19 protein-coding genes are annotated in these 19,030 nt (G+C 31.3%); 5 read left to right on the top strand and 14 right to left on the bottom strand.

The window, feature by feature from the left end:
- Positions 1-57 precede the first annotated feature (57 nt).
- Both B5D14_RS03750 and B5D14_RS03745 read right to left on the bottom strand, forming a co-directional pair.
- Positions 58-1,965: a sensor histidine kinase gene (locus B5D14_RS03750; RefSeq protein ID WP_078711259.1), complete on the bottom strand. Its 1,908-nt coding sequence runs from the start codon at positions 1,963-1,965 to the stop codon at positions 58-60.
- Complete coding sequence (locus B5D14_RS03745) at positions 1,955-2,632, bottom strand: response regulator transcription factor (RefSeq protein WP_078711258.1); 678 nt, start codon at positions 2,630-2,632, stop codon at positions 1,955-1,957. Before B5D14_RS03745 ends, B5D14_RS03750 begins: the two co-directional genes overlap by 11 nt.
- Positions 2,633-2,765: 133 nt before the next feature.
- On the opposite strand from B5D14_RS03745, the gene B5D14_RS03740 reads away from it, so the two are divergent.
- On the top strand, positions 2,766-3,947 hold the full coding sequence (locus tag B5D14_RS03740; RefSeq protein WP_078711257.1) for an alanyl-tRNA editing protein: 1,182 nt from the start codon (positions 2,766-2,768) through the stop codon (positions 3,945-3,947).
- A gap of 18 nt (positions 3,948-3,965) precedes the next feature.
- Here the strand turns inward: B5D14_RS03740 and B5D14_RS03735 are convergent, their stop codons facing one another.
- A complete protein-coding gene (locus B5D14_RS03735) occupies positions 3,966-4,313 on the bottom strand; it encodes a tRNA-binding protein (RefSeq protein ID WP_078711256.1) in 348 nt (115 codons plus the stop codon).
- 93 nt (positions 4,314-4,406) lie between these two features.
- Here B5D14_RS03735 and B5D14_RS03730 point away from each other — a divergent pair, with 93 nt between their 5' ends.
- Positions 4,407-5,690: an HdeD family acid-resistance protein gene (locus B5D14_RS03730; RefSeq protein ID WP_078711255.1), complete on the top strand. Its 1,284-nt coding sequence runs from the start codon at positions 4,407-4,409 to the stop codon at positions 5,688-5,690.
- Positions 5,691-5,715: 25 nt separating this feature from the next.
- Here B5D14_RS03730 and B5D14_RS03725 read toward each other — a convergent pair whose 3' ends face one another.
- From B5D14_RS03725 to B5D14_RS03690, 8 genes are all read right to left on the bottom strand, one after another.
- Positions 5,716-6,144, bottom strand: a complete 429-nt coding sequence (locus tag B5D14_RS03725; protein ID WP_078711254.1) for a hypothetical protein — start codon at positions 6,142-6,144, stop codon at positions 5,716-5,718.
- A gap of 72 nt (positions 6,145-6,216) precedes the next feature.
- Entirely contained in the window at positions 6,217-6,903 is a 687-nt protein-coding gene (locus B5D14_RS03720) for a hypothetical protein (protein ID WP_078711253.1), read from the bottom strand.
- Between the two features lie 63 nt (positions 6,904-6,966).
- Positions 6,967-7,617 (bottom strand): CBS and ACT domain-containing protein, encoded by a 651-nt coding sequence (locus B5D14_RS03715; RefSeq protein WP_078711252.1) that lies wholly within the window; start codon positions 7,615-7,617, stop codon positions 6,967-6,969.
- A 4-nt stretch (positions 7,618-7,621) separates the two neighbouring features.
- Entirely contained in the window at positions 7,622-8,326 is a 705-nt protein-coding gene (locus B5D14_RS03710) for an ABC transporter ATP-binding protein (RefSeq protein WP_078711251.1), read from the bottom strand.
- 1 nt (position 8,327) lies between these two features.
- Positions 8,328-9,089: an ABC transporter ATP-binding protein gene (locus B5D14_RS03705; protein WP_078711250.1), complete on the bottom strand. Its 762-nt coding sequence runs from the start codon at positions 9,087-9,089 to the stop codon at positions 8,328-8,330.
- Positions 9,086-10,057: a branched-chain amino acid ABC transporter permease gene (locus tag B5D14_RS03700; protein ID WP_078711249.1), complete on the bottom strand. Its 972-nt coding sequence runs from the start codon at positions 10,055-10,057 to the stop codon at positions 9,086-9,088. The genes B5D14_RS03705 and B5D14_RS03700 overlap by 4 nt, the downstream gene beginning before the upstream one ends.
- A 9-nt stretch (positions 10,058-10,066) precedes the next feature.
- Positions 10,067-10,945 carry a branched-chain amino acid ABC transporter permease gene (locus B5D14_RS03695; RefSeq protein WP_210188160.1) on the bottom strand — a complete coding sequence of 293 codons (879 nt, stop codon included), beginning with the start codon at positions 10,943-10,945 and terminating at the stop codon, positions 10,067-10,069.
- Positions 10,946-11,019: 74 nt separating this feature from the next.
- Complete coding sequence (locus B5D14_RS03690; protein WP_078711247.1) at positions 11,020-12,177, bottom strand: ABC transporter substrate-binding protein; 1,158 nt, start codon at positions 12,175-12,177, stop codon at positions 11,020-11,022.
- Positions 12,178-12,384: 207 nt separating this feature from the next.
- On the opposite strand from B5D14_RS03690, the gene B5D14_RS03685 reads away from it, so the two are divergent.
- Entirely contained in the window at positions 12,385-12,867 is a 483-nt protein-coding gene (locus tag B5D14_RS03685) for a hypothetical protein (protein WP_078711246.1), read from the top strand.
- A gap of 148 nt (positions 12,868-13,015) precedes the next feature.
- Positions 13,016-13,927: a DUF4396 domain-containing protein gene (locus B5D14_RS03680; protein WP_078711245.1), complete on the top strand. Its 912-nt coding sequence runs from the start codon at positions 13,016-13,018 to the stop codon at positions 13,925-13,927.
- A gap of 73 nt (positions 13,928-14,000) precedes the next feature.
- Here B5D14_RS03680 and B5D14_RS03675 read toward each other — a convergent pair whose 3' ends face one another.
- From B5D14_RS03675 to B5D14_RS03665, 3 genes are read right to left on the bottom strand one after another with little or no spacing between them, the layout of a single operon-like run.
- Positions 14,001-14,990 carry an aspartate-semialdehyde dehydrogenase gene (locus tag B5D14_RS03675; protein WP_078711244.1) on the bottom strand — a complete coding sequence of 330 codons (990 nt, stop codon included), beginning with the start codon at positions 14,988-14,990 and terminating at the stop codon, positions 14,001-14,003.
- Positions 14,991-15,001: 11 nt separating this feature from the next.
- Complete coding sequence (locus tag B5D14_RS03670) at positions 15,002-16,309, bottom strand: aspartate kinase (protein ID WP_078711243.1); 1,308 nt, start codon at positions 16,307-16,309, stop codon at positions 15,002-15,004.
- Positions 16,310-17,464, bottom strand: coding sequence for a homoserine dehydrogenase (locus B5D14_RS03665; protein WP_078711242.1), 1,155 nt, complete (start codon positions 17,462-17,464; stop codon positions 16,310-16,312).
- Between the two features lie 80 nt (positions 17,465-17,544).
- On the opposite strand from B5D14_RS03665, the gene thrC reads away from it, so the two are divergent.
- Positions 17,545-19,029 carry a threonine synthase gene (thrC, locus tag B5D14_RS03660; protein ID WP_078711241.1) on the top strand — a complete coding sequence of 495 codons (1,485 nt, stop codon included), beginning with the start codon at positions 17,545-17,547 and terminating at the stop codon, positions 19,027-19,029.
- Position 19,030 lies beyond the last annotated feature (1 nt).

Below are 19,030 nucleotides of genomic sequence, written 5' to 3'. Positions count from 1 at the left end.
CAAACTATTTATAACGTTTATTTTTGTGAATTAATCAGTCTATCTCACAAGATGAGTTTAATTAAAAAATATCCTAAACTTTACCCCATCATTTGAATTTATAACATCATAGTGAAACCCATGTAAATCAAGGATGTTCTTACAAATTGCCAACCCCAATCCAGTCCCTTGTTTGTGTCCACTTTCAAATGCATTCCACAATACTTCCAACCTGTCATCGGGTATTTGTTCTCCTTCATTTTCAATACTGAATTCATTTAAACTTAATTCTATCTTTATTTTCCCATGATCTTTTACATGATGAATTGCATTACTAATCATGTTAGTGAAAACTGATTGCATTTGTTCCTCATCACAATGAATTATAGATTCTTTGATATTCATTTCCACTAAGATATGCTTATCTTTTAATAGACACTCGTATGAATCTATTATCTTTGTGAGTAATGATTCTATATCCACATCCTCTAATTTCAAATCAACTTTATGTAATTCTAATTTAGAGAGTTCTAACATTGATTTTACAAGCTTATTTATTTTCTGAGTTTCCTCATCAATAATCTTCAGATATTGTTTACGTTTTTCTTCATCCTCTGTTTCTTCAATCAATTCACTATATCCATTAATAATTGCAATTGGTGTTTTCATTTCGTGTGTAAAATTCGCTACAAATTCTTTTCTAGTTTTTTCAAGCAAACGAACTTGTTCAATTTCATTCTCTAAGCTACTCATTGTATTTTTCAATTTATCTGACATTTCATTAATGCTATCTGCAAGTGATCCAATTTCAGTAGAATCCTTAATTTTTAATTTTTCATCAAAATCATGATTCTCTATTTTCTTAGCAACACTTTGAATCTTTTTAATCGGATCTACAATAATTTTAGTACATAACCAACTTAATAAAACCGCTAGTATCAACGCTATTGAATAAGTGAACGCATTGTCTTTTACATATTGCAACGTCATATTGCTTGAAATCTTTGGATAGTAAAGTAGAAATATCATGTACCCTTTTCTTGTCTCATCGGTATCATCGTTAAGTGTTCCATTATAAATAGGTAATCTTGCATATAGATAATATTTTCCATCTATTTCTAATGGCATAAATTCATATCCACCATATATCTTACTTTTATTAAAACCATGAGTTTTATCATTTTTTATTTTTTCTAAAACATCATCAAATACATCATTTTGATTAATTAAGTTATATTGAAGATACATACTACCAGTTTGACCTTGTCCATACAAATAATCATCATCACTGTAACTATCCAAAAGTAAACTTTCCATCATATTTGACGTATCACCATCTATTATCGTATTTCCATTTATCGCAAGATATGTCGGGGAAATAATTTGAACATTTTTCTTATTATTTATCCATGTAGAATCCGCTAACATCATTTCTCCATGACTACTTACTTCACCTACGACTCTTCCATCAATATCTCTAACCTTATCACCATCCACTGAGTAATATTTTTTTTCAGTTTTAACTCCTGAAATATCTACTCTTGCTTCTTTTACATCTTTTAGACTATCAATGATATTTCGTTTTATATCATCACTCAGCGCTGATAAATCAATGTAATACGTATTTTGCTTATCCGTATTTGGATACTCAATTAAATCAATGTAGTTATGATTTAATTCCGATTCAAAGACAACATTGTAATCTGCATCTAAAATAAAACTTTTTTGACTATACCGTTCAAGTTGTTGAACAAATTGATCAATATATTCTTTAAATGATTGGTCGTATATATTATTACTCTTAACAATTAAGCTATTTAAATCATGATATGCTTCTCGAATCGGAATAAAATAATTTTGATTTGAATTCATAACGATATAGTTATTTACATATCCTTTAATTCCCTGATAGGCTTGAAGTGTCAACACAAGTACAAAAGAAGTAACAAATAATATCACCATTCTTACGCTTAGTTTATTCTTCATTTTGACTATCCTCAATACTAAATCGATATCCAGACTTTATTACAGTATGTATATAATTTGAACACCCTTTTAGATTCTTTCTTAACATTTTGACATAAGTATCTACTGCTCTAGCATCACCATAATAATCATAACCCCATATCTTATTTAGAATTTGGTCACGCGTTAAAAGAATATCTTTATTTTCAACAAAATACATTAGTAAACTAAACTCTTTGCTGGATAGACTTTTTTTCTCAAAATCAATTTCAATTTCATGTGTATCCGTATGTAATACTAAATCACCTACTTTGATAGTAGGTAATAACTTCTTATCACGTTTGATTAATGCCATGCACTTCGCATATAACAAAGAAGGTTTAAATGGTTTTGTAATATAATCATCTGCTCCTAGTTCATAAGCTTTTAGTTGATCTTCATCTTCAAATAAGGCACTAATAAAAATAATTGGAGTTTGTTTGATGTTTCTTATTTTTCTACATACTTCATACCCATTAAGATGAGGCATCATAATATCAAGGAGAACTAAATCAAAATCTTCTCTAAACAATTCAATAGCTTCTAGACCATCACTAGCTTCTATTATCTCAATCTCTTTCTTTGAAAAGTATTCTTTAATAAAATTTCTTATTAATTCTTCATCTTCTACTAAAAGTATTTTATACATAAGTTTATCTCCTCAAACTTATTTTATTTAAATTCTGTGTAATCTATGTGTAAATCATAAACTAAAATCAATCTTTTTTGTATTGTTTGTTTTTATTTGTACAACAGTTATAATAGTAATAGAGGTGATTGCAATGCTAAACAAACATTATGATAATTTATTTGAAGTTGAGTTGGATACAATGATTAAAAAGGAAAAGACAATTGATAACCAGTACCATACGGTATTTAACGATACTCTTTTTTATGTAAAATCTGGCGGCATGGAAAGTGATCGAGGATTTATAAATAATGAAGAACTACTTGATATCTATGTTGAAGATAACGAAGTTTGGCATGTCACTAAATCCAAGTTAAATGATCCAATCCATATTCAAGTTGATTTAAACTATCGCTTATTTAAATCTCAAATTCATTCTGCACAACATTTAATGTGTACCATTATGAATACTGATTACCACGCAAAAACGATTATGTTTAAGACTGGTGAATTAGAAAGTGAAATTGAAATGGGATTTGATTCACTAAATCGTGATATTTTAAATGAGATAGAAAGAAAATGCAACGAGCATATACGTGAAGATATATCTATTGTTATCTCATATCCAACGAAGGAAGAAGCACTTGAAAATATTTGGGAAGATTATGGTGATGACTTCGATTGGAATACCCAACTACGCTCAGTAGCTATTCCTGGAATTGATTATGATTTATGTGCTTGTATTCATGTGCCAAGTCTACGTTACATTCAAGGTATAAAATTTCTAGGTTATGAAAAAACAACACGTGGATTTAAAATAAGTTTTGTTGCTGGATCACAATTATTCGATTATATTCAAAAACATTATGATGTATTCCATGAAGCTAGTAAATCATTAGCAATAGCTCAGTTAGAAATCAATGAAAGTATTCAAAAGCTATTCCAAGAGAAAAAAGATTTAACTTCATCCTTAAATGATTACAAACAGAAATATTTTGATTTTCTTGCAAAAGATTTATGTGCTACTCCCAATACTTATTTGTTTGAAGAATTTAACTCAATGGATATCAAATCATTCCAACAACTTTGTTCAACAATCACAAATCACTATGATAAAGGAATTATCTTCGTTTTAAAAATAGATGAAAAATGTCATGTTGTTGTGGCAAAAAATAAATCAATAGATATCCAAGCAAATGAAATATTTAAAAGTATTGCTCAAACTTACGAATTAAAAGGTGGTGGTAACCCAGTCATCTCACAAGGTGGAGGTATCTATTCAAGTGATTTAGTTAATCACTGCAAATCGCTTATAAATAAAATGAATGAAGCCTAAACGCTTCATTCATTTATTTTACCCAAGTCTTGATCCGTTTGGAACTGGGAATTCTGGAATTGCCAATACTGGTTTAATTCCATCTTGATATCCAATATCGAAAATCATTCCTTCTGATACTTCACCACTAATTTTCTTAGGTCCTAGATTTACAATAAATACTGCTTGTTTACCAATAACTTCTGTTGGATCTTCTCTTTCTTGTTTAAACCCAACAAGAATATTACGTGTAAATTCACCAAAATCTACTGTAAGTTTTACCATACGTGTTGAACGAGGAACATCCTCTACATTTAAAATTGTACCTACACGTACATCTAATTTTTCGATATCATCAATTGTTATGATCGGTTTTACTTCAGCCATTTTCACTATCTCCTGTTCTTTTCTATATTTTATCACTTGCACTACTTTATTTCTATGGATAAATGAATTAAAATACTTATTATGCGAGGGTTTATGAAGAATAAAAGCAAAGTCATACCATTAATACAAAATATAATAGTGAGTCTATTCTTTTTAAGCATCGGTATTTTATTTTTTATTAATTATGAGTCCATTTGGATAGCACTCTATGTTCTTACTGTTATTGGACTAACACTTTTGGGTTTATCTCAACTTTGGGATTTCATAAAAGGAAGAAAAACTAAATCAATCATTGATTATTTTCCCATGTTATCAAGTTTTGGATTCGCAATTTTTATTTTTGTATTTCCTATTAACTTCTTTAGATTTGTTCACTTTGTCATTGGTTGGTGGATTTTAATTAACGCAATCATTGGTTTTATCAATTTTATTGTCTACCGAAGAGATTCTTTAAGAGGTGCTTCATGGGTATTTATTAAAAGTTTAATTGATTTAATCTTTGCACTAACTTTGATTCTTTCTCCTAGAAATAAACTTTGGATTCTTTCATTGTTTGCAGGACTCTATTTTATATTCTATGGCTTAATTTCAACTTCCCAATCAATTAAAGATGTATTGCCTGATAATACAAAAAATAAAGTAAGAAGACATTTAACAATTTCTGCACCTGTTCTTTTGGCTGCACTAATACCCCAACATTTTTTCTTCAGTATCAAAGAAATGGTTAAACAAAATAAAATGTTACTCGATACAAATCCATATGATGATTCTCTTTCCGATTTAGAAGTGTTTATCTACCTAAAAGAGTCTGGACCTGAATCACTTGGCCATGTTGATATCGCTTTGCAAGATAAAATTTATTCATATGGCTGTCACGACCCAGAAAACAGAGAATTGTTTGGTACTTTAGGTGATGGTGTACTCATTATTTCTGATCGAAATTCATTTATTCAAAATGCAATAGAACATGATGGAAAAACAATAATCGGTTATAAAATAAAATTAACTGACACACAGAAAGAAATTATACAAAAACGTTTAGATGCACTCCTTGATAGAACTGTTGAATGGAAACCAAAAGCCCAAATCGATATCGAGAATCATGTTGATCCAACACAAGATATTGATTATGCATCACGTGTCTACAAAAACTGTAAAGCTTCTATGTATAAATTTACACCAGGAAAATTCAAAACTTATTTTGTTTTTAGTACCAATTGTGTATTACTTGCGGATTATTTGATTCGTACTCCTGAGCTAGACTTAATTAAAACTAGTGGGATTGTAACCCCTGGAAGTTATATAAGTTTTCTAAATCAAGAATTGGCTCGTGAAAAAAGTTTAGTAACCGAAAGAACGATTTATCAAATAAAATAACTATCATAGAAATGATAGTTATTTTCTATTTATGATTAAACTCTTTAACTGCTGTTTCTATTATTTTAATATCCCCTGAATTTACATATAGATAGTGTGGTTTTCTACCATATTTAAATGATACTCGAAAAACATTATTTTGATTTTCAATTAATAACTCACTTATATTTTGTCTTTTATAAAGTTTTCCCATAATCACAATGCCTTCATTGGAAAATCCACTTTTTACCCTTAAATAACACAATCCAACGATAAAGACCACTGAACCTTGAATGAAATAGAAAAATGATTTCTCCCTTATTATCAAAAACAATGAAATAGCACACAAAATGAGTGTAATGTATTTACTAGATCCTGCATCTGTTCTAACTATTACTGGCTTTGAGTTTTTCAATAATCCAAACATAATCACAATAACTAATAAATCAATTCCATAAAATAGTAAATCTTCCATGATACCACTCACTTTCTATTCCAGTTATTTATATACAATTCTTTCAATACAATAAAAAGGCACTTCTGCCTTTTATTTTGTCAGTATTAATTTCATATCTTTCTCTAAGATATCCTTAATTAATTGTTCATAGAATGTACCCTTAAGCTTCTCTTGTGCTTTAAGAAGTGTTTCTTTACACAAACGACTTTCATTTTTGAAATAATAGCACTTCGCTGCACGATAGTAATAAATACCTGATGTAAAATCAGTACCTGAGCTTTTCGCAAGATCAAGCATTTCATTTAAATACTTTCCACTATGCTTAAGATTGATTTCATATGTATATTCAGTTTCTTTCATGACTGCTTCATAACTTGATTTATTTTTAAACGAATCATAAAGTTCACGCATACGTTGATATGCTTGAGTTGCTCTTTCTTCATCATTTAATTCAATGTAAAAAGCTACTTCTTTTTGTCTAACGTAAAATTCATCACCTGGACGAATTTTGTAAGAATTAATATCATTAAATAATTCTTTTGTCTTTTCGATATCACCTTTCATTAGATAAGCATCAATCTTCATCATAGCATGCATCTTCTTTGGAAAAAATAGTTTACTCATTACACTATTTAATTCCGCTAAGAATCCATCCGGATTATTGTCTTGATAAAGTAATCCTGTTAATTTAACAATTTGATTACGGAATAAAATAAAGTATAAAAAATAACTCCCCAATGAGATGGCACATAAAATTAAAAATAACATCCAGTTCATATACAGTCCTCCGTGCTAAATTATACCAATTAAAAGAGGAAATTTCCATTCCCTCTTTATATTTTAGTCATTTTCGTTTGATTCAATCGTTGAAACCACTTTATAGCCAGCATCATTTAATATTTTACCCATCACATGATGATCAACATTATTTGCACGTATTACCACATCAATGTGTTCAGGTTTTCTATATACAGCTAAATTTGTAATATTTGCATTTTGACCAAAGAATAATTCTGTAATGTTAGATAATATCCCTGGATGATCTTCAGCAATCTCCAATACGTAACGAGCTCCGCCAGTATAATAGCCTAGTAAATCTACAAAAGCATCAAAAATATCATTTTGAGTAATAATACCTACAATCTCATCACCTTTTACAACAGGTAAACAACCAATATCATTTTTTCTCATTTTTACAGCTGCTTCTTCTAACAAAGCATCTGGATTAATTGTTTGAACATCTTTTATCATGACATCCTTTACTGTTGTCTTTGAGAGTAAGTAATTCAATTCATAAATAGAAAGACTTGTTGCTTGGCTTGGTGTATTTGCAGTTATTGTTCCTTCTGTAATTAACCCAACAAGTTTTCCTTCTGCAACTACAGGAATACGATGGAAATCATTTTGAGCCATAATATCCAATGCTTTACTAATTGCAGTATCAACTGTAATGCAATATGGATTATGAGTCATCCTATCTTTTACATACATGCGTTTATCCTCCTAGATATGCTTTTTTAATCGCATCACTGCTTGCTAACTCTTCACCAGTTCCTGTTAAAACGATTTCACCAGTTTCAAGTACATAAGCACGATCTGCTATTCCTAATGCCATTTTAGCATTTTGTTCTACTAAAAGAACAGTAGTTCCTTGATTATTTATATCTTCAATGATTGAAAATATCTCTTTTACCAGAAGTGGGGCTAATCCCATACTTGGTTCATCCAATAAAAGGATTTTAGGTTTTGCCATAAGCGCTCTACCCATTGCCAACATTTGTTGCTCTCCACCAGATAATGTACCCGCTAATTGTTTTCTACGCTCTTTTAAACGAGGAAAACGAGTATAAATCATCTCTAAATCTTTTGCTATACCCTCTTTATCTTTACGTGTGAAGGCACCTAATTCTAAATTTTCTTCTACTGTTTGTTCTGCAAATACACGACGTCTTTCAGGGACTTGGGCTAAACCCATCATTACAATCTTATCTGCACCAGTTTTTGTAATATCCTTATCTTCTAATAATATTTTACCACCTGCTGGTTTCAACAAACCAGAGATTGCATGTAAAATTGTTGTTTTTCCTGCACCATTGGCACCAATTAATGCCACAATCTCCCCTTGTTTTATTTCAAATGAAACATCTTTTATCGCTTCGATAACACCATATCGAACATTCAAATTTTCTATTTTCAACATATTATTCACCTAAATAAGCCTTAATTACTTGTTTATTATTTTGAATTTCACTAGGTGTTCCACTAGCTAATACAGTTCCATAATTCAATACTGTAATCTTTTCACAGATTCCCATAACCAATTTCATATCATGTTCAATTAATAAGATTGAGATCTTAAATTGATCACGTACATGTTTAATAGTTTCCATAAGTTCTTTTGTTTCTTGTGGATTCATTCCAGCAGCAGGTTCATCTAGAAGTAATAGTTTTGGATTAGTTGCAAGTGCTCTAGCAATCTCTAACTCACGTTGTTTACCATATGGTAAATTAGAAGCTTTAATATGTGCATAAGAATGAAGTTTGAACACTTCTAATAATTTCATTGATTCTTTTTCGATGAAGTCTTCATCATGATGAAACGCTGGTGTTCTCAATATTCCTTGAAACAAGGAATAACGAACTTGATTATGCATTCCAATTTTTACATTTTCAATAACTGATAAATCACTAAATAAACGAATATTTTGAAATGTACGAGCAATTCCAAGTTTTGCAATTGCACTTGGTACTTTTCGATTTAATTTAACACCATTTAATTTAATCACACCATCCGTTGGTACATAAACACCTGTCAACAAGTTGAAAATCGTTGTCTTCCCTGCACCATTAGGTCCAATTAAACCATACAATTGATTCTCTTCAATTTCAAGATTGAAATCATCTACGGCACGCAATCCACCAAAGTTAATTCCTAAATCTTTAACTTCAAGTACTGTACTCATTCCTGTGCCTCCTTCTTTATGATTTTATTCTTAATTTTTCGGATTATCTCCTTAAATGCTGGTGAATTTTTCGCTAACATCATAATAATTAATACAAGTGCATAAATCATTGTTCTATAGCTAGATACACTTCTTAATAATTCTGGAAGTATTGTCAAGACAATTGCCGATACAATTGCACCCTTGATATTACCCATACCACCTAGTACAACCATAACAAGAATTTCTATTGATTTATTAAAAGTGAATGCTTTTGGTTCAATAATACCCATATAGTGTGCATATAATCCACCTGCTACACCTGCAAAGAATGCTGCAAAGATAAATGCTAAAATCTTATAATACGATGTATTGATACCACTAGCTTCAGCTGCAATCTCATCTTCCCTTACCGAGATGATTGCACGACCATGTCGCGACTTGATAAGCATGACAATGATAATAACTGTTGCTACTGCTAGAAAATATGCCCACATAAAGTTTGAATAACGTGGAATTCCTGAGTACCCTTTTGCACCACCAACAAATGACAAGTTTAATAAAATAGTACGTATTACTTCACCAAATGCCAATGTGATAATTGCTAAATAATCCCCACGTAATCGAAGTGTTGGTACACCAATAATCACCCCAAAGACTAATGCCAATAAACCACCAACAAGAAGTGCTAATGGGAAACTAACGATTGCAGGCAATGAAGCAAATACAACTTTTGTACAATATGCCGAAGCATATGCACCTACTGCCATAAATCCCGCATGACCTAGTGTTAATTGTCCTAAAAATCCTGTTGTTAGATTTAAACTAACTACTAAAATAATATTAATACATGTTGATAATAAAATACCTGAATAGTAACGATTAATAATTCCTTGTTGAGTTAACACTGTAATAATTGCAAATACACCAATGATTCCTAGAAGTGTAGCTAGGATTAATAATTTCTTATTTTCTTTTAGTTTTTTCATATTATCCTCCTACACTTTCTCTTTGCGGTTTTTGCCTAATAGACCCGCAGGTTTAAATACAAGAACAACAATAAGAACTAAAAATACAATCGCATCTGTCATTTGAGATGAAATGTATGCTTTTGTTAAGCTTTCAATAATACCCAAAATAAAACCACCTAAAACAGCCCCAGGTATAATTCCAATACCACCAACAACAGCAGCAATGAAAGCTTTAATACCTAAAGTAGAACCCATAAATGGATTAATAAGTGGATAAGATGAACTATATAAAATGCCCGCAACTGCCGCTAACGCCGACCCAATTGCGAAGGTGATGGATATTGTTTTATTGATATTGATACCCATTAACTGAGCAGCGCCTTGGTCTTCACTAACAGCACGCATAGCGCGACCAGTCTTAGTTAATTTTACAAATCGATCTAAAACAATCATCAAAATAACGGACACAACAAAAGTTAAGTAGTAATTTGCACTAATTGAAAAACTACCTAATGTTAATGGCGGAAGTTGAATGATTGTAGGAAATGATTTTGGATTGGATGTAAAAATCAATTGGAAAAGACTTTGCAAAAAGAATGATATCCCAATTGCAGTAATTAACAAATAGATACGTGAAGCATTACGCAAAGGTTTGTAGGCAACCTTTTCAATACAAATACCTAAACCTGCACAGACAATTATTGAAACTGGAATTGATAACCAAATTGGCATTCCCATCAAGGTTGTACACACAAAAACTGTGTAAGATCCAACCATTATAATTTCGCCATGTGCAAAGTTAATCAATTTCGCAATCCCATAAACCATGGTATATCCTAGCGCTACTAACGCATAGATACTTCCGATATTTAATCCATTGATTAACTGTAGAAAAAATTGAGAAATATTCATTTTTGTACCTCCCCTATAATTGAAAAGAAAAGAGAACCTTCCGGTTCTCCATTCTTATTCTTTAAACACTATTTTTGATAAGAAGTGTATTTACCATCTTTAATTGTAATGAATGCTAAATCTTTGATTGGATCCCCATTGTCATCAAATTCTAAGTGTCCTAATACTCCATCAAATGAAATATTATTTAAAGCATCAACGATTGCTTGTGGATCAGTTGAACCAGCTTCTTCAATTGCTTGAAGCATTAATTTTGCACAATCATAACCTAAGTATGCGAATGCAGTAGCATCTACACCATATTTAGCTTTGTAAGCTTCAGCCCATGCAATAATTTCTGGATCATCTGGTGAATAGTGATTAACAAATACTGAACCTTCTAAAACAGTTGGATCATCGCTAACACTTAATACGCCATCCCAACCATCACCACCGATGAATTGAGCTTCAATTCCTAATGCTCTAGCTTGTTTAGTAATTAATGCGATATCTTTATAATAATTAGGAATGTAAAGAACATCTACATTTGATTCTTTAATTTTAGTTAATTGAGTATTGAAATCTGTATCTCCTGTTGAATATCCTTCAACATCAACAACTTGACCACCTTTGCCTTCAAAAGCAGTTTTAAAGTTTTCCATTAATCCTTCTGAATAATCAGCACCTGTATCATAGATAACAGCTGCAGTTTTTGCACCTAATGTATCAAAAGCAAATTCACCCATCATTTTAGCTTGATATGGATCTGTGAAACATCCTCTAAATACGTTTGGTCCAGTTTCTGTAAATGCTAATGCAGTTGCAGATGGAGATAAGATTGGAGTTCCTACACCTTGAGATGCAGTACCAATCGCAGTAGATTCACCACTTAATACAGCACCAACAATAGCAGTTGCTTTATCACTATCTACTAATTTATTATAAGCATTTGTTGCTTCGGTGTTATCACCTTTAGAATCATAAGCCACTAGCTTAACAGTCTTGCCCAGCAGTGAATTCCCAGCCTCATTAAATTCAGTAATTGCTAGATCTATTCCGTTTTTAACAGCGATTCCATAAACAGAAGTGTCACCTTCGTAAGGACCGATTGCACCAATGATAATTGCATCAGTATCAGTTCCTCCACCTGCATTACCTGCAGTTTGGCCTGGTTCAGAGGAACACGCAACCATTGAAGCTGCTAATCCAAGAACAAGACCGCTTTTAACTAGTTTTTTAAAATTCATAACTTTTCCCTCGATCTTTCTCTATCCCTAAATGAGATGAACTTATTATATGAAATATATTTCACATTTTCAACACATTTATGAAATTTTTTTCTTTTTTTATGAAAACTTTTTCATTTATTTACATTTTTATTGAAAATATCCTTTTAAAAGGCTTTATTCTTGAACTAATTTATAAATGAGCTATAGTAATATTAAGGTGATATCATGAAAACTATTATCCTATTTATTTTATCTTTCTTACTTTTTATTGGTTTAAGTGGATGCAAACAAAAAGATGAGTTCAACTATAATCAATTGTCCGTTGCCAACCCTTATGAGTCTGTGGAATCATCAGATGCTTTTAAAGATGACTTAGACATTGTTATTAGTGCTCCCATTGGTGCTACAAATATAACCTACTATATTATCAATAAAAAAGTAGCTCAAATTGATTTTCTATTAAACGATGTCTTCTATACTTATCGTGCGAGTAAATCCGTAAGTTCAATGTTACATGGTAACTATGAAACAGTTAAGAAATATGAACAGTTTTTCATTGAAAACAATATCGAAGTAAACATTAACACTACAGAATCCGATAAAAAAGTCGTTACTTGGGAATATAAGAATATTAATTATTCATTAACAGCCGAAAGTCCAGTTAACAATGAAGACTTGTTGTCATTCGTTCAAAATTCATTAAATTAAGGGAGCATATCCCTTTTCTTTTTCTATAAATCGTAATTTATCACTTATTCAACTTTGTATTTTATAATAAATTTAGACCTATCATGAGCATCCAAATTAACCTTATATTACTTTTGTTCATGATAACTTCTTAGTTTTGGAGGAACTTATGAACTTTACTTATTTATCAATGTTTTTTATTTTATTAGGTATCTTTTGTGCAATCTTAATTACAATCGACATTCTACTTCATCCTCAAGAAATGAAAGTAATGAATTTTGTATGGCCTATCAATGCACTCTGGGCAGGGCCACTTTGTGTGTGGGCTTACTTCACCTTAGGAAAGCATCGCAAAATGAAAATGAATATGCCCGATATGAATATGGACTCTTCAAGTATGAAAATGGATATGCCTGATATGAATATGGACTCTTCAAACATGAAAATGGATATGCCTAATATGAACATGGATTCTTCAAGCATGAAAATGGATATGCCTAATATGAACATGGATTCTTCAAGCATGAAAATGGATATGCCTGATATGCACATGGATTCTTCAAGCATGAAAATGGATATGCCTGATATGCACATGGACGCTGCAAAGATGAAAACAAACATGCACAAAGAAAAATATTCATCCTATTGGCAAGGAATCATTGTCGATACTTTGCATTGTGGAGCAGGATGTAGCTTAGCTGATTTAATTGGACCTTGGATTTTCTTATTAATACCATTTACTTTATTCAATCATCTTATTTTTGGTGAATGGGTATTGGATTTTATTATCGCTTTATTAATCGGGGCTACATTTCAATATGCAGCAATTGCACCGATGAGAAAAGAAAAAGGGTTCAAAGTATGGATTCAAGCACTTAAGATTGATTTCTTTTCATTAACTTCTTGGCAAGTTGGTATGTATGGTTGGATGGCAATTTGTACATTTGTTCTTTTTGGAAAATTACCAGTAACAACTCCTGAGTTTTGGTTTATGATGCAAATCGCTATGCTTTGTGGTTTTATTACTGCTTATCCAATGAATTGGTATTTAGTGAAAAAAGGTATCAAATCTGGAATGTAATATTCAATATAAAAAGTAGATGCTATTAGAACTAATCATTAAATTTCTAATTCATCTACTTTTATTTTATGTCTTAATCAGTTTGTATTCCGCTTTCCAAAACTTCAATAATTTGTATTGCATTGGTTGCAGCACCTTTTCGAATTTGATCACCAACACACCAAAGTGATATTCCATTTTCAAAAACTAAATCATTTCTAAGTCTTCCTACATATACTAAATCTTGATTACTTACTTCAAGTGGTGTTGGTTCATTTTCTAAAACAATTCCCTTTGTTTCTTGAAGAGATTTTTTTATTTGTTCAAGTTCTACTTTTTCTTCAGTTATGCATGTAATTGAAATCGAATGAGATCGAATAACTGGAACACGCACACATGTACAGTTGACTAACAACTTATCATTATGAAGTATTTTTCTTCCTTCATTTTGCATTTTCATTTCTTCGCTCGTATAACCATTTTTATCATAACTACCAATTTGGGGAATACAGTTATATGCAATTTGTTTTGTAAAAACTTCTGGCAATACCACTTGCCCTTGAGCTAAGGCTCGAATCTGTGCATTAAGTTCTTGCATTCCTTTGACTCCTGCTCCAGATACAGCTTGATAAGTTGAAGCGATAATCTTTTCAATTTTAGAACATTTATTAATACCGTTCATCGCAACCATCGAAATAATTGTTGAACAATTTGGATTTGCAATAATTCCTGAATGCTTAAAACAATCTTCTGGATTAACTTCAGGCACAACAAGTGGCACGTTCTCATTCATTCTAAATGCACTGCTGTTGTCAATATAGACTGCTCCAGCATCCACCACTACTTGAGCGATCTCTTTTGATAAATCTGCTTCCAATGCTCCCAAAACATAATCCAAGCCATCAAAATTTTTATTGGTCATATTTTCAACTTCAATTATTTTCCCATTGAATTCAAATGTTTTTCCAACACTTCTTTCACTTGCAAATAATCGAAGTTCTTCGATATCTAACTTTCTCTCTTCCAGTACTCTCATCATTTGTTGACCAACTGCACCAGTACATCCTAATATTCCTATTTTCATTTATTCACCCCTTATGCAAATGTGTCATATAAAACGCGAATCGCTTTTTCAAAATCTTCATTTTCAACACCAACAATAATATTAATCTCATCACTACCTTGTGCAATCATGCGAATATTAATTTCATGCTCACCTAATGTTTTAAACAATTGTCCTGATACACCAATATGTTTCGCCATGTTTCTACCTACAATTGCAAGTAGAGATAAATTATTTGTTACTTTAATGTTTTCTGATTCAGTAACTTGTTTCAATTCACTAACCACATCATATAGAACTCTTTCAATCATTTTACTTGATACAACAATCGAAAAGTTATCAATACCACTTGGTACATGTTCAACATTGATACGATATTTTTCAAACACCTCAAGTGCTTTACGAAGTAATCCCACTTCATTGGAAGCATTATGTCGATACAAAGTAATAACAGTAAAATCTTTTTTACCTGCAATTCCTGTAATGATATTTTTTGAATCATCATGAGGTATTGTTTCACAAATCATTGTACCTTTAAATGTAGGTTCATTTGTATTAAGAATTAGAATTGGTATATTCAAATCTTTTACAGGGTAGATTGCATCTTCATGCAATACATTAGCTCCCATATAAGATAATTCTCTTAGCTCACTATACGTAATTTTTTCAATTTGTTTTGGGTGCGAAATGATCGCTGGATCAGCCATTAAAATCCCTGATACATCTGTCCAATTTTCATACACAGAAGCATTTATTACTCTCGCTAAGATACTACCCGTAATATCAGATCCGCCTCTTTTCATTACATGGATTGTTCCGTCAGGATAAGCTCCATAGAATCCAGGAACTACAATTTGACCATATTGTTCAACCGCTTCCTTTACCAACATTTCAGTTTTCTCAAAATCAATTGTTCCATCATAGTTAAATAGAAGTATATCTTTTGCATCTACGAATTTATATCCCAAGAAATCAGAGAGAAGGATTCCTGTAAGATATTCTCCTCTTGATACCAAATAATCGATTGGACAACGCTTTGTAAGTTCTAATTCTAACTCTTCTAAATCCACAAGAATATTTGTTTTTAAATTTAACTCTTCTTGAATTTTTAAGAATCGATTGCATATAGAATTAAATAAATCTTTAAATGAAACTGAATATTGAAGATGAGCATGGATTAAATAAAGAAGATCAGTTATCTTATTATCCCCTTTATATCTTTTGCCAGAAGCACTTGTTACGACAATCTTTCGCTCTGGATTTTGATTGATTATTGATTTTACTTTATGAAATTGTTCACTTGAGGCTACTGATGAACCACCAAATTTAGATACAATCATTTAATCTTCCTCTTTTCTTAAACAAACACATGTCTTATCCAACTGCATAATACAGTTCAAATATTCATTTCTTTCTTCAGGTGTTATTGGTTTGGATGTTGCGATTCTTCTTCCATCAACTTCTATTTTATTTTTAATTATTTCATCATCAAATTGATATTGATTTGCACAAAACACATAAGTAAACTTGCACATCGTTTTATCCATATTAAGTTTCTTATCAAATTCAATTTTGTTTACTTTATGTTCAACTATATCCAAAAGATCTTGAATCATTGCGTTTGCAGTTGGTAATTGTCCTGCTCCTTGACCGACAAATTGAAGGTAGCCAATACTATCACCATACAGTTCAATCATATTATTGTTTTTATCAACACTTGCAAACAAACTATCATTTCTTATTAATACGGGTTCAACACTTCCATACATTTGGTTGCCTTTCGTTTTTGAAAAACCTATGTATTTTATTGTATATCCCTTTTTCGAAAAGAATTCTAAATCAACTAATTTTATCTTTCTTAGACTTATGCAATCATATTCTTCAAATGGAATAATACTTTCATAAGCAAGTGATGATGAAATCATAATTTTACGTTGAACATCAAAACCATCAATATCAGCCGATGGATCTGCTTCTGCATATCCTAATCGTTTTGCTTCTTGCAAACAAACATCAAAATCAATCTTTTCCTTAGCCATTCTATCTAAGATATAATTTGTGGTTCCATTTAATATCCCTTTTATCGAATGAATTTGGTCAACACGTTTAGCCTTGATACAAGATTCAATCCAAGGTATACCGCCTCCAACACTAGCTTCAAAGCGAAATTGAACGTGATTTTTAGTTGCTAAATCTATATATTCTTGTAAATGAGCAGCTACTGTTACCTTATTGGAAGTAATAACATGAATACCTTTACTAAGCGCTCTAACAATTGTTTCATATGTTGGGCTATCTCCCACAATCATTTCCATCAATACATCAATGTCTTCTAACAACACATCAAAATCAACAGTAAAATGATCATCAAGACACTCTTCTTTACTTCGCACTAAAATGTGTTTTATCTCAATATCACTGCATCTTTCTTCAATCAAATGCACAACACCCTTACCCACGGTACCATATCCAAGAATTCCTACTTTAATCATCATATGTTCCTCTTACGAATACACTTGTATTTCTATGGTGGACATTGTATCATAAGTCTATAAACAAAACAAGGAGTAAAAATATGACTGGTAATTATACAAGCACTCGAAATAACGAAGTAAGTTCAACATTTTCAAACGCTGTCCTTCTTGGCATAAGTGAAAGTGGCGGTTTATTCGTACCCAAAGACATTCATCATTACAAAATTAGTCTTGATCATTTACTTTCGCAATCATATCAAGAAATGGCTTCAACCATCCTTAAATGCTTTGCGGATGATTTTGAAATTGAAGAAATTAAACAATGTATTCATAGTGCTTATACCAATACTTTCGATACAGAAGATGTCGTTAAACTAAACTCATTGGATGATATCCATCTTCTAGAACTTTACCATGGTCCAACTTCAGCATTTAAAGATGTTGCACTTCAACTATTACCTTTCTTGATGAAAGTGGCTAAACGAAAACATCAAATAATTGATGATTTCTACATATTAACCGCTACATCTGGTGATACAGGAAAAGCAGCGTTGGAAGGATTTAAGAATATTGATGGCATAAAAGTTATTTGTCTCTATCCAAATCAGCTCGTATCAAATATTCAAGAAAAACAAATGCTTTCAACAAATGGTAACAATACCTATGTCTACGCTGTAAAAGGTAATTTCGATGATTGCCAACGAATGGTCAAAGAAGTGTTCAATGATATTGAATTCAACCAATTGTGCCACGAAAAACATATTCAACTTACAAGTGCAAATAGCATTAATATCGGACGTTTATGTCCACAAGTTGTTTACTATTTCTATGCTTATATTCAATTAGTAAAAGAAAATAAAATTAAATTGAATGATGAAGTAAACTTTGTTGTTCCAACTGGAAATTTTGGGAATATACTTGCAGGTTATTATGCTAAATGCTTAGGATTACCCATTCATCAACTTATTTGTGCATCCAATAAAAATGATGTACTTACAGAATTTATTCGTACTGGTACATACAATAGAAATCGTGAGTTTCATAAAACGATATCCCCTTCAATGGATATACTAGTAAGTAGCAATGTGGAGCGCTATCTATATGAATGTACCCACCATAACACATCACGCGTTTTGGAATTGATGAATCAATTATCTGAAAATGGAAATTATTCACTAAATACATTAGAGTTTGATGAATTAAGTTCATTGTTCAAAGCATACGCTTGTGATGATATGCAAACAAGAAAAACTATCCAAAAATGGTTCAACCAATCAAATCATATCATTGACCCTCACACTGCTGTTGCACTAAATAGTTACCATCAATACAAAGAAGAATTCAACGATGAAACACCAACAGTTATATTGAGTACTGCTTCTTGTTATAAATTCCCAGTTGATGTTGTTGAATCTATTCTTGGAATTAAGTGTTCAAATGAAAATGAAGCCATTTTGCTTTTAAAACAAAATGGAATGGAAAAAATCCCTTCAAACATAGAAAATTTGTTAAATGATAAGATATTACTACCCAAGATCATGAAGCAAGATGAATTAAAAGAAAAAATAATAGAAAGGATGGAATAGC

Source organism: Anaerorhabdus furcosa, from assembly GCF_900167375.1.
GTDB classification, from domain to species: domain Bacteria; phylum Bacillota_I; class Bacilli_A; order Erysipelotrichales; family Erysipelotrichaceae; genus Anaerorhabdus; species Anaerorhabdus furcosa.
This window is presented reverse-complemented; position numbering and strand designations above follow the sequence as displayed.